A 13,494-nucleotide genomic window follows, 5' to 3' on the forward strand; every position below is an offset into this window, starting at 1 on the left:
CTATGCATATAGAAGTTACACAAACATCTGTTGAAGTAAGCCTTTCTTAAATTGTTTGGTTTGCTCTATTTGTTCTGCGATGGCTTTGATTTTGACATCGATAGCCTGTAGGAACTGAGTAATCTTTTGCTGCTCCTCCAAACAAGGAATATGAACTCTAGTTTTCAACCAACCTTGAGTTTTGAAAAGCAACTTTTCAATATGAACACCATCACTATTGGTGAAGAACGCTCTACGCATAAAAGGAGTCGTTGTGAATCGATTGAAATATTCGATATCTAAAAGCTCTTCAACTGGACGGAATACATTGTATTCATTTGAAACAATAGCGCCATCAAGCTCTGAAGGCACTAGCCCACAAGCACCATGTACAATTTGTCGTTTCGAAATGACGAACTCATTTTCATGAATAGTAAATTGGTTCTTCACAAGTACATCTTTACCTTTGAAATGTCCGCGACTTTTCACACCACCAAACCCACGCTTAACCGTTATAAGCTCATAGGTTTCTTCATCGTCCATGCTTAAAAAATCTGACTGTAAAAGTAATATTTCTTTTAATGCATACTCCTTCCACTCAGGAAACGCCTTACCATCTTCATCTTTGAAACGAACCTTCTGACTGAAAATTTGCTGCATCACACCTTTTTTATACTCTTTAAGTAGACGATAGCTTTCTGTCAATTGGTTGATTTTGGTATCAACAGAAGTTAAGAAGTCAGCGATTTTCCTACATTCATCAGTTTCAGGACTGTAAACCGGAAAAGCTTTCAAAGTACTTAAATTTAGTCCTGATTTAGCTCCTGAATCATTTAATCTATTCAGTCTTTTATGTGTTTGAGGTGCTGTTAAGTAATGAGCTAAAAAACCACAAAGTTCTGACTTTTTAGGCCTAACTAACGCTACATGCTGATTAATATAGGCATCACCAATATCTTTAGGTACTAACCCTATTTTTCCTAATTCAGCCGTAATAGAAACTAAAACGTCACCATGTTCTAGCTTAGTTCTAAATCCATCCCTGCTGGTTTTCGGGACACATACATATTTTAACTCTTCAAGATCAAGATCAAGAACAGGACTCCCTCTTCGAAGGTTCGTCATCCGAATAAACTTTGCCCCTGAAATTGAATAAAATTGAGCCCAATCTCTAGAACCACTAGTGACTAAAAGACTTAGCTCATTAAGAGAATTTGCAGTTAGATCTTTGCTAATATTTGGAAATCTTAGTCTTGGTGATTTTGGCTTATTCACTTCACCACCTCAAACGGAACATCAATACCTAACTCGGCACAATACCCAACGATGATATTGTCAGTTTCTAACATCGCTCGGTCATTTTTTATTAGTAACTTTGATACTTCCGCTAAATTGACATCGTCATCATCTTCAAAAGTATCAACGTAGCGAGAGATGTTTAGGTTGTAATCATTATCTTTTAAATCTGAAGGTGTTGCTGCAAAAGCAAACTTATCGATGGATTGACGATTAGTAACAGCACTAAGAATGCGCTGTAAGTCTCCCTCACGCATTACGTTGTTGTTAGTACCTTTCTCAAAATGGTTACTGGCATCAATGAAGAACACGTCATCGTATGCTTTACGACTCTTTTTCAACACCAGCACACAAGTTGGGATAGAGGTTCCAAAGAATATATTGGCAGGTAAACCAATCACCATATCCAGATAGTTTTTCTCTTTGATTAGATGCTTCCGAATATGCCCTTCTGCCGCGCCGCGGAACAACACACCGTGAGGCAATACCACAGCCATCGTTCCTCCATCATCAAGTTGATGAACCATGTGCTGAACAAAAGCAAAATCCGCTTTAGATTTAGGTGCAAGCTTACCGTAGTCAGAAAAACGCTCATTGTTTAGGTGTAAAGGGTTAGCTGACCAACCAGCAGAGAATGGAGGGTTGGCCACTACCGCACTAAAGCGTTGCTCAATATGTGCTGGAGCTTCTAACGTATCGTCATTCTGAATATCGAAACGATTGTAGTGAACATCGTGCATGATCATGTTCATACGAGCTAAGTTATAAGTGCTTGGGTTTTGCTCTTGCCCGTAGAATTTTAAGTCTGGGTTGTTGGCCTCTTTGGCAACACGTAATAGCAATGAACCAGAACCACACGTTGGGTCATAAACTGATTTTAGATTTGGGTTATCGAGCGTTACAAGCTTAGCTAGCAGCTTAGAAACCATTTGCGGCGTATAGAACTCGCCGGCTTTTTTACCGGCACCACTGGCGAACATGCCAATTAGATACTCGTAAGCATCACCAAGAATATCAATTTCACTGTTTTCTAAGTGAAAGTCGATGTTATCTAGGTGCTCCAGCACTTTAGCAATCAGCTTATTACGAGCATCTGGCGTTTTACCTAGCTTGTTTGATGTTAGGTCTAGCTCATCAAATAGGCCATTGAAGTCATCAGCACTGTCAGCGCCCATCGTGCTTTGCTCGATGTCATTAAGAACATCGCGTACATCATCTAGAATGAACTCACCATTAGCGCCAGCTTCAGCAACTACATGAAATAGCTCAGATGGTTTGAAAAAGTAACCTAGCTTGTCTAACGTTTCTTCTTGAACTGCTTCTAGGTATTCTTGGCCTTCTTCGCTCTTCTCATCAATTTTAGCGAATTGAATACCGTCTTCTGAAAGTAATTCATCAGCGTAGCTGTTTAGCTTATCCGATAGGTATTTGTAGAAGATTAGGCCAAGGATGTAATCACGAAAATCATCGGCAGACATGTTGCCTCGAAGGGTGTTCGCGATGTTCCAAAGCTGTTTCTTTAGTTCTTGTTGATGCTGTTCGACCATGGGAGTTCAGTTACATATAGTTAAGTTGACGATATTGTAACTGAAATAATGGATTAACTAGAGTGCAGAGATCATTTTTAAACTACGAAGCGGCTAGAAAGGCTGAAATTACGCGCTGCTTAAAAGTTCCCAATCGAAGTTCGTCGAATGCACTAAGAGATGCAGTTGAATTGGAACCTGCGCCGATAGTAACACTCCAATTCAACTTTAAATTCACTTCATCTCGGTCTTCTAGGAAGCGATTATCACTTGAATGAGCACGTTGAGATCCTATTTCAAACTCTATCAAGCTATCTATTTTTGCAAACATGCAAGATTCAGGAATGTCTTGTTCAATCCGCTCTGAAAACTCTATCAGGCTTTGCTCTGCAAAAGTAAATAGCCACGCGTGTTGGTTTACTGGCCCATTAACTCTAAGAATACGCCCAAGAACCTGTCTAAAATACAGCTCAGTTTTAACAGAGCTCATATGGCAACAAACTTGAAGCCTAGGAATATCAGTACCCTCACTAATCATTCCAACGCTGACAATCCATTGAGCATCACTTTGGCGATAACGTTCTATTTCTGCTAAAGGTTCTTCGTGGCGATAAGTGACTATTGAGACTGTTTGAGCGTACTTTTGAGAGAGTATCTTTTTAATTGTTTGCGCATGTTGAACGGATGAAGCAACAACTAAACCTCCTGCAGTTGGGGATTGAGTGCGGATTTCTGCGAGCTTTTTACAGCCGAGTCCAAGTAGGTACTCCATCGCTTCTTGGTTATGTATAACACTTTGATAAGACGTTTTAGTCTGCTTAATCATTTCGAGTATGGATGAAAACGATTCTACTTTTTCATCACTGGTTACTGAGAGGTGTTCGTTATCAACTAGAACCAAGTTCGGAGATCTGCAAACCTTGTCAGCAATAGCTTGCTTCAAGGTATATTGGTAATCAACAAGAAGTTGCCCATCAGGAGTACTGTATTCACTCATCACGATAGGTAAGGCATCTGAGCGCCACGGAGTTCCTGACATAGCCAATGTGTAGGTTGCTAGCCCTTGAATCTTTGTGAGTACTTGTTGCCCCCAAACATTTGCATTTTCGATCTCTGAACCCGAGCAATGGTGTATCTCATCAAAGACCACAAACACGCGATGATTACTGAGAGTTTGCCAAAATTCATCATTAAGAAATTGAATGGATTGGTAAGTGAGGGATTGCCCAATGGAACCTAATCCACCGTTAAAAGTACAATTAAGAGTGTGTGAAAAGGTTTTTTTTATACCATCTGAAACGGTTAAAGACGGTGAAAAACACAGAACAAGATCGACCATATCACCTCGCAATAATCTTGAAGCAACCGTTGCTGCAAGTACGGTTTTTCCCGCCCCTGGCGTTGCTTGGCAAAAGAAGTGGGAGCAGTTCGCTTTATATTTTTCCAAGGCTCTTTCTGAGCACTCTTGCTGCCATTTTCTTAGCACGTTTGTTTGCCTTCAGAGAGGGTTTGAAGAACGTTTGTTAATCCGTTTACCTTTCCAAGTAGATGCGCAGAATGCTCTTTTGCTTTATCAAGAAGTGGGATTAACTTGGGTTCTAATTCAGGGAAGCGACGATTAAGAGATTGGTACTCTTCAATCTCTCCAAGCACAATCTCCAATTCACCTTTGTACTGATTACGCTCATGGCTTAATACTGAATAGTCAGGGCTTAAAGCTATATCAACATCAACAGATTCTTGCTTCGGTGTAACCAAAAGAGTTTTAAAAAGGTCTGTCTGAAAGTACCTTTTTTGTTGGCCACTCCCCTCGTTACGAAGCCAATTGTTCTTCATAAAGCGTAAGATTTGTCGGTAAATCCTACGACGAGCATCATCCAAGTCAACATAAGAATCATCTATAGACACAAACGCGTCTCTTAATTCAATAACTGAAAAACCATCCATTCTTTTTTCAATCAATAGCTTGTGCATTTCTGCACTGATTTTTGTAGAACGTTTCATGTACTGCTCATAATGCTCAATAAACTTAGGATTGCTAAGTATACAGAAATCAGTAAAACTTAGACAATCTAAGTTATCGAAGGTTTTTAGAATGAACGCTCTGTGGAATACAACCCAATCCCAACCCGACTCAAGCAAGCCCGTAAACGTGCTGGTATTACTCAAAAGAATTTAGGAGTGATAATTGGTATGGATGAAAGCTCTGCAAGTGGTCGAATGAACCACTATGAAAAAGGTCGGCATACACCTGACATCAGCACATTAAAGAAAATGGCTGATGCACTAGGCGTACCTTTAAATTACTTCTTATGTGAAGATGAAAGTTCTGCTGATTTGGCTATTGCCATCTCAAAGTTATCGATAGAAAAAAGAAATATGCTGCTTGAGTACATTACTAGCATCTCAAATGAATGAGCGTAAGGTTAATTACCTCAATAGGCTATTATATTGAGTCAGGCTCAATATCACTCTAGTACCTCTTAATCAGCTCAACTCACTACATATACTTTTTTATCTTTTTGGTAGGTACGTGACTAGCAGGGTTTTCAGGCCAAGGATGCTTAGGATATCTACCTTTCATCTCTTTTCTCACCTCACAATAAGCACCTTCCCAAAACGCGGCCAAATCACTTGTGATTTGCAATGGCCTTTGAGCTGGTGAAAGCAATTCTAATACTATTGCCACTTTACCATTGGCAATCAGCGGCGAGGATTTTTCACCAAACATTTCCTGTAGTTTTACTGCCAATACTGGATTACTGTTCTCCTGATAACGTATAGCATAGCGAGAACCTGTTGGTACAGTATGGTGAGTTGGCAGCGTCTTATCGAGTTTCTGTTTCTTATCCCAGCCAAGCCTAGCTTCTAGAGCTGCAACTAAATCAAGTCGATCTAGCGCTTTAAGCGTTTTCATTCCGTTCATATAAGGCAATAACCATTCACTAGCTTCAGAAAGCAACGATTCATCATCCATCTCTGGAAGCCCCATCTCAGGTAACCACTCAGCGGCACAGCGGGCACGAACTAGAAGACCTTGAGCTGTTTTGCTCCATGGTAAAACAGTGAGACCTTTGCGTATTACAGCATTTAGCAAAGCTTCGCTAGCCTTTAAGGGATCCGGTTCTCCCATTGATTGGCATTCCATCACTAGCTTTCCACAACAAAGATGCTTTTCTGCTAATAAACGACCTTTTTTGTCATCCCAATCTAATGATTCTCGCCATATAAACAAATGCGGTAGAATTTGTTTGAGGTTCTCCAGTTGCGCTGGAACGGCTGAGAAGATCCGACTGTCTCCTTGTCGTGTCTTAACAATATCGGCAACGACTAACAGCTCTTCATCAGCAAGGGGCTCATCTGGCTTCATCATCGCCCCTTGCCCGTTAGCTAACTGGTACCGGCTGTCTTTACCCCGAGACAGTGCAATACGGTCAGGAAAACCAGCAGCTAGGAGTGGTGCCACCCATTCGTTATCAATCTTCAGGGTTCCGATAGTGGCACCTAATCTATTTAATAGCTGCTTAGCTCTCTGAAGGTAAGCTTTGTTTCGTGGCAATTTACCACTTTCGATAAGGCTAAGTTGGAAGTGCAAGTCAGGATTGTTAATTCCTCTTGGAGGGTCTTCGAGCAACGCAACCAAAATTCCAGCCGTTGTAGCTACTGAACCACCATGTTGCTTAGCTAACAACAGTATTGCGGCATGACGAGGGGCAACACCAAGTTTTTGTATTGCCATCCCCATTTCAGTTAGCTTCCCAGATGCATCGATAGCCCCAAGCATTTCCAATAAGACTTGTGCTTTTTTTAAAGAGGGAGTAGGTGGGAGATCAAGCCAATGTAAATCAGAGGCTGACTGACAGCCCCATTGTACTAACTCCATAAAAAGGGATGTAAGATCGGCCCGTAAGATTTCTGGTTGTGGTGTAGCTGGTTGGCGCTCTAACATATCTTCACTATAGAGGCGTAAACAGATTCCAGCCTCTAGACGACCAGCTCTGCCCGCTCGTTGCTCAGCAGAAGAGCGAGCAATTCGCACCGATTCCAATCGATTTATTCCACTTTTAGGATCCCATAGAGCTATACGCTCAAGGCCGCAATCGACGACCATCCGTATCCCCTCAATAGTCAAGCTGGTTTCAGCAATATTAGTTGTCAACACAACCTTTCGCTTACCTTTAGGCGCGACTGTAATAGCTTGCTGCTGCTGACCCCCTGTTAACTGACCATACAGTGGGCATACCAGAACCTCACTATCGAGTTGACCATCGAGTTGTTCAGCTAAACGACGGATTTCTCCAGCCCCTGGTAAAAAAACCAGCATTGACCCTGACTCTCGAGATAGTAGTGTTACAATTTCTTTTGCTACTGCCCCAATAAAGTTCGCTTTTTCGGTCAATCTTTTATAACGCAACTCCACTGGATAACTTCGTCCTTCAGACTCAATATAACCAGCCTGCGGCAGTAAGTTTATTAGAGCCTCTGCATCCAGTGTTGCCGACATAACTAAAACCTTGAGATCATCACGTAGAGCTTCTTGAACCTCCAAGGTTAATGCTAACGAGAGATCTGCATCTAGGCTACGCTCGTGAAACTCATCAAAAATCAACAAGTCGATCCCCGTCAATTCAGGGTCTTGCTGAAGCATTCTAGTCATAACCCCTTCAGTAACAATCTCAAGCTTAGTACGGCTACTAACTCTGGTTTCCCCTCTAACTCTGAGGCCAATAGTATCGCCAACGTTCTCGCCTAGTTGAGATGCAAGGTAGCTAGCAATGTTCCTTGCTGCAAGCCGACGAGGCTCTAACATTACAATTTTACCGGCAACAATTCCTTGTTGTAACAATACAAGTGGCAAATGAGTTGACTTTCCAGCCCCTGGGGGAGCTTTCAGAATTAGCTGGGAGTTAGTATTAAGTTGGTTAATCAGTGCTGGAAGCACATCATCTATAGGCAGGCTTGGCAATAGAAGTACCTTGGATCATATATGGTTAGGGCATATTCATTATACCCTAACGCAGCATTGAGTGTCTTCAACCTAGGTGAAGCCTTTGTATAGCGAGGCTAGAGATGCATTAAAGGGCCGGTCTAATGTAGCGAACTAGCAACTTAGGGTTTTAAGCGCGTGAGTGGTTATCAGAATACTTTAGCGCGTTATGAATTTGTTGAGTTAGTTCCGATTTTTCAAACATCTCTGAAGGTGCGGTTGTTCTTAACGTGCGAACGACAATTTTTTTATCTCGAAAGCGGTACATCGAATAACTGTTGCCTTCTGACTGAACCCTGCTAAAAGTTAGTCTATCATCACTACGTTTCAGTGTTTCAAAGAGTTTGTGTATGTCATCAACGCTTCGGTCAATAATGTAAAGTACAATATACTTCGAATGCTTGCTTCTTATTTCACCATAACTATCAATCTGCTCTAATGCGCTAGATAACTTTTTCCCAAATATAATATCACTATCAGTTTCTAGGATTTTTTTACATTCAATGATTGCAGATAATGCTTCTTGACCTATTTTACCACTTAGAAGTAGATCGCATCGCCCATTACCGTCTACTTCAGTAACACAATCAATCTCAAACCGAGTTAAACACCCAGACAAGTTTTGGTTAATCTTATTTTCATTATGAACTTTCCTACCGTCCCTGATAAAACTATCTTTATTTTTTGCAAGCATTCTTAGGCCGTCATAAATGTATTCGTCCAAAGTGTCAGGCTTGAAATCATAAACTGGAACCATCGTATTAAAAACGTTCCTGCTTTCAAAAAGCCTATCCGTTAGCCCAATATCATTTTCTTTTTCTACAGGTTTCCTTAGGAAATCAATAATAGATTTACCTAAAAGATACGATAAATGGCTAGGAAAAGAGTTAGTTAATTGATTATAAATTTGAGAAGTTGAGCCAACGAAATCCCAATGATCGGGGTAAGTAAAAACCCTCGCGACTTCTCTTATTTGCAAGGGTCTATCTTTTTCTGGGTGACAAGTTGAGAAGTAGCGGTGGTATGGTATAGGGCAAGGCTCAAACCAAGAAAGACGCCTTAGATCGTTGAATCGGCCATTATGTTTTTTTTGCAATTCTATTGGTAAGTCACGCCCCCTTTTACCTGGAGGTATTTCAGAGATCATATCTTGTATTGTTTTTGAGAACTCAGCTCCTTCGGAGTGAGGGACATCAACGTTGAACATATAGCCACCGAGAAGGGCGTCTTTCAACGTCATTATCCGGCTTCCCTTTTTAGGCCATTTAAATTTGCCTTTATGATATAAGTCTTGTTTGACTCCAATCAAAATTAATCTTTTCTTTTTCAATGGAACTTCATAATCCTGAGTGTTCAATACCTTTGGCTCTAAAAGGACATACCCAAGATTACTTAATTCTTTTTTTATCTCTTTTAATCGTTCACCTCGATGTAACATTAAAAGCGCTGGCACACTCTGCAGCATGACCAATTTTGGTGATATTTGTTTGATAGCACGAGTTAAATGGGAAGGAACATATTCCTCTACTCCTTGAAGCTCAGTTCTGCTCCCTACAACAGAAAAACCTTGAACAGGGAAATCAGCAGACAAGAGATCGACGTTAGTTGAGATAGTAGAAAAATCAACATTAGATATATCACCTGTAACTACATTCCAATTCGGACGATTCAAGCTAAGTGTGTCACAAGCCCGTGGGTCAAAGTCATTTAAAAGTACACACTCCATTCCTGCGTTTTCTAAGCCTAAAGCAGTTCCGCCACAGCCCGCAAATAGCTCGACAAATGTAAAGGTAGACAATATGTTTTCTCACTATAGTTTTTACAGGACTTCAACCGTATAAATATGATTTTCTACATCCTTTGGGGGTGTATTGTGACAAGTCATGCGGTTATCCTAGTGAACCCTTGGGTTGAATTGGCTTGTTGTTATATAAATTCAGACTAAAGAGCCTTATTACAGTGAACAAGCAGCTATGCATATTTTAATATTATCACATCATATATTCGAACAATCAGCCACAACAATCTCGATATTTGCAACCATAGAAAACTCACGGGTTAGGTCTTATCATTCTTTTTGTTTCTTAAAGTTACCTGAATATATTCAAAATTTAAGGTGTAACCTGATGTATCTAGCTCGGAAATTGTACTAAACAAAATTGGAGTTATTCCATAGCAATCAAATGATCTTTAGTGGGGAGGGGAAAGGGTGTTCTATATGGATTAAAAGTGTCAGTATAATAGTATTATGTACCTATCAAATGAAGTTGTGATGCGTGTCAATCACAGGGATGGTTTTATCAATAGTTGTCAAACATTTTTCACTTATTTAACAGTCAATACTATTTGATGATTAAAATCGACTTTACCTACAAGTGATAGTGTTTTTACCACTGTCAATCGTCTATACAATCGCACACTAATCATAATCCATGGCCTGATGATCCTGCAAATCATATTCCAACCCGCAAAATTAAAAAATACCTTTAATGACGATAAACAAGCTCGATACCTGTATATATAATCAGGTATAGTGTTACGGTAAATTTACATTAATGATGCTGGGCAGTGTTATTGCTGCCAGCTTAAATATAGGAATGATGGTAGTTGATTGATTATGATTAAGTTGTCGCAACCCAAAAAAACACCCGCGAAAACTCCCTCGCCTTCGAAAAAAAAAGCGGCGTTAAAACCTGCAGCAAAAAAAGCATCTCCTAAAAAACCAGCAGCAAAAAAAACGCCCGCAAAAAAAAAGCCTTCTAAAAAAGACGCCACGCCTCATCCATGGCTGCGAAAACTTGGGCGTTTAAGTTTTAAAATAATGCTGGTTGTGATCGCTATTTTATTAGTTATTGGTATCTATTTAGATACGGTGGTACGCAATAAAATGGATGGCCAAATTTGGGATCTACCTTCGGTTGTCTATGGTCGTGTGCTGACCTTACATGCGGGTCAAGCAATGACCTTAAGTGATGTTCGCCATGAATTGAATGTATTGCAATATCATAAAGTAGCAACGCCCCAGCGTATGGGCGAGTATTCTGCATCATCAACCCGCATTGAATTAATGCGTCGTCCCTTTAAGTTTGTTGATGATCCGCAGCCGCAACAACATGTCATGCTGACTTTTTCAGGCGGCACTCTGGCTACCATTACCGATCTGACAACCAAGAAATCATTAAAAACCCTCAAGATAGAACCAAAGCTATTAGGGATGTTAGGGCTTACAGGTAATGAGCAACGGATCTTCATGGCGCGGGATCAATTTCCACCATTATTAATCGATGCACTGCTAACAACCGAAGATCGTGATTTTTATCAGCATGAAGGAGTGTCACCGCTGGCAATTTTACGGGCGGTGGTGGTTAACCTCAAAGCGGGACATACCGTGCAAGGGGGCAGTACGCTGACTCAGCAGTTAGCGAAAAATTTATTTTTAAGCCGTGAACGTAGTTTATGGCGCAAAGTACGTGAAGCGTATATCGCCGTTATTATTGATTATCGTTACAGTAAAGATCGGATTTTAGAAGCTTATTTAAATGAAATTTATCTTGGGCAGAATGGTGCCAAAGAAGTGCATGGTTTCCCTCTTGCAGCACGCTTTTATTTTGGGCGTCCGTTAGAAGAACTGCGACCAGATCAACTCGCGATGTTGGTTGGAATGGTGAAAGGGCCATCACAATTTAATCCGTGGCGTCATCCGGAACGCACCATGAAACGTCGTGATTTAGTGTTGATGTTACTGCTGAAAAATAATTACCTTACAGGTGCTGAATATGAAAAAGCCGTATCAGAGCCATTAGGTATTCAAAAGACCCCTAAGATAGCCAGTCGTCAGCCAGCGTATTTTCAACAATTGCAACGTGAACTAGAACAAGATGTTGGTGATATTTACAAATCAGGTAAAGGATTACGTATTTTCAGTACTCTTGATCCAGTGTCGCAACAAGCCGCAGAAAAAACCATTGCGGTGATGGTGCCACGGTTAAATAAAAAAGCTGGTGTCAACGTTGAAACGGCAATGGTAGTGGTTGATCGTCAATATGGTGCAGTAAGAGCACTGATTGGTGGTAGCCGTCCTGGCTACGCTGGATTTAACCGTGCGCTGGATGCCAGTCGTCAAATAGGCTCGCTTGCTAAGCCTGCGGTTTATTTAGCAGCGTTGAGTCAGCCACAGAAGTTTACTTTGGCGACAACACTAAATGATAGTGCCATTGTGCTAAAGGGCAGTAAGGGCACATCGTGGCGACCAAGAAACTATGATCGTAAATTTCGTGGTCAAGTGCCGTTATATTATGCTTTAGCGCATTCATTAAATGTGCCGACGGTAAATTTAGGTTTAAAAGTCGGGTTAGGAACGGTGATTAACACCATGGCTAAACTGGGGGTTAAGCGGGATGAGATTCCACACTTACCCTCAATATTATTAGGCGCGTTTAGTTTATCACCGTTTGAAGTTGCACAAATGTTCCAGAGTATTACCAATAACGGCCGTAAAGCGCCGCTATACAGCTTGGATGCCGTTGTTGATAGTCGAGGACGAGTCCTGTACCAACATCAGTCTAAGATTGAGCAAGTGGTTCCTGAGCAAGCAGCTTGGTTGACAACTTATGATATGAAAAAAGTGGTTAGCCAAGGCACAGCCCGTTTTCTTCAGAGTAAATTTAGTTCGGCTAAGTTAGCGGGTAAAACGGGAACAACGGATAATAACCGTGATAGTTGGTTTGCTGGGGCTGATGGTCGCGAGGTTGGCGTAGTATGGGTTGGAAGGGATGATAATACCCCTGTGCGTTTGACGGGCTCTAGTGGTGCATTACGGGTTTATGCTGATTATCTTGCTCGCCGTCAACCGGTGCCGTTAAATATTGGCTGGCCACCTTACATTACGACGATTAAGTATCAGCGAACATCAAATGGCAGTCTGCGGTTTGATTGTAATGGTAATGTTGCGTTACCTGCATGGGATCGCAATGGGGATTTAAAAGCGAAGTGCCATGATAATCAGCCCGCAACATGGATTAAACATATGTTTGCGGGTGAGTAGAATATAGGTAACAGCAGGGACGAGTTTTCGAGGGGCGAGGAAGAGCTGAAGATAGGGGTAACAGCAGGGGCGAGTTTTCGAGGGGTGAGGAAGAGCTGAAGATAGGTATAACAGCAGGGACGAGTTTTTTAGAGACGAGGAAGAGCTGAAGATAGGTATAACAGCAGGGGCGAGTTTTTTAGAGACGAGGAAGAGCTGAAGATAGGGGTAACAGCAGGGACGAGTTTTTTAGAGACGAGGAAGAGCTGAAGATAGGGGTAACAGCAGGGGCGAGTTTTCGAGGGGTGAGGAAGTGAAGTGGTCAAGTAAAACTGTACACCTTTATAGGTGTTTAAATTAAGCGGCTGTTTCCATCACCACTGGCGGTAAATAGTTGTTATAACTATGGCCCCGCTTAGTGTTGTAATGCTGCAATATATATTTGAGCGTATCCCTTTCCGCTTCTTCATAACTGTTATAGCACTCTTTGGGCATCCACTCCGTTTTGAAACTTCTAAAAAATCGTTCCATTGGGGCATTATCCCAACAATTTCCACGTCGACTCATACTTTGAGTTATTTGGTATTTCCATAATGCCTGCCTGAATTGAAGGCTGGTGTAGTGGCAACCTTGATCTGAATGAAACATCACATTTTGTGGTCGACCACGGCTTTCATAAGCCA

9 protein-coding genes are annotated in these 13,494 nt (G+C 41.3%); 2 read left to right on the forward strand and 7 right to left on the reverse strand.

Going from position 1 to position 13,494, the window contains the following annotated elements; translation table 11 throughout:
• Positions 1–15 precede the first annotated feature (15 nt).
• The 4 genes from C9I86_RS12410 to C9I86_RS12425 all read right to left on the reverse strand — a co-directional run bounded on the left by C9I86_RS12410 (position 16) and on the right by C9I86_RS12425 (position 4,805).
• Positions 16–1,254 (reverse strand): restriction endonuclease subunit S, encoded by a 1,239-nt coding sequence (locus C9I86_RS12410; protein ID WP_107276491.1) that lies wholly within the window; start codon positions 1,252–1,254, stop codon positions 16–18.
• The gene (locus C9I86_RS12415) at positions 1,251–2,822 is read right to left on the reverse strand and encodes a type I restriction-modification system subunit M (RefSeq protein ID WP_107276492.1); all 1,572 of its coding nucleotides are present in this window, start codon (positions 2,820–2,822) and stop codon (positions 1,251–1,253) included. Before C9I86_RS12415 ends, C9I86_RS12410 begins: the two co-directional genes overlap by 4 nt.
• An 82-nt stretch (positions 2,823–2,904) precedes the next feature.
• Entirely contained in the window at positions 2,905–4,287 is a 1,383-nt protein-coding gene (locus tag C9I86_RS12420) for a DEAD/DEAH box helicase (protein ID WP_107276493.1), read from the reverse strand.
• Entirely contained in the window at positions 4,281–4,805 is a 525-nt protein-coding gene (locus tag C9I86_RS12425; protein WP_107276494.1) for a hypothetical protein, read from the reverse strand. Before C9I86_RS12425 ends, C9I86_RS12420 begins: the two co-directional genes overlap by 7 nt.
• Positions 4,806–4,907: 102 nt before the next feature.
• Here C9I86_RS12425 and C9I86_RS12430 point away from each other — a divergent pair, with 102 nt between their 5' ends.
• Complete coding sequence (locus C9I86_RS12430) at positions 4,908–5,219, forward strand: helix-turn-helix domain-containing protein (RefSeq protein WP_107276495.1); 312 nt, start codon at positions 4,908–4,910, stop codon at positions 5,217–5,219.
• 82 nt (positions 5,220–5,301) lie between these two features.
• Here the strand turns inward: C9I86_RS12430 and hrpB are convergent, their stop codons facing one another.
• The gene (hrpB, locus tag C9I86_RS12435) at positions 5,302–7,767 is read right to left on the reverse strand and encodes an ATP-dependent helicase HrpB (protein ID WP_107276496.1); all 2,466 of its coding nucleotides are present in this window, start codon (positions 7,765–7,767) and stop codon (positions 5,302–5,304) included.
• A 151-nt stretch (positions 7,768–7,918) separates the two neighbouring features.
• Positions 7,919–9,586: a DNA cytosine methyltransferase gene (locus C9I86_RS12440; RefSeq protein ID WP_158258942.1), complete on the reverse strand. Its 1,668-nt coding sequence runs from the start codon at positions 9,584–9,586 to the stop codon at positions 7,919–7,921.
• Between the two features lie 819 nt (positions 9,587–10,405).
• On the opposite strand from C9I86_RS12440, the gene mrcB reads away from it, so the two are divergent.
• Positions 10,406–12,832: a penicillin-binding protein 1B gene (gene mrcB, locus C9I86_RS12445; protein WP_107276498.1), complete on the forward strand. Its 2,427-nt coding sequence runs from the start codon at positions 10,406–10,408 to the stop codon at positions 12,830–12,832.
• Between the two features lie 336 nt (positions 12,833–13,168).
• Here the strand turns inward: mrcB and C9I86_RS12450 are convergent.
• Positions 13,169–13,494, reverse strand: a 326-nt coding sequence (locus C9I86_RS12450; RefSeq protein ID WP_146142631.1) for an integrase core domain-containing protein, incomplete at its 5' end; no start/stop codon positions are given.

The organism is Photobacterium sp. NCIMB 13483 (assembly GCF_003025475.1).
In the GTDB taxonomy this organism is placed as follows: Bacteria; Pseudomonadota; Gammaproteobacteria; order Enterobacterales; family Vibrionaceae; genus Photobacterium; species Photobacterium piscicola.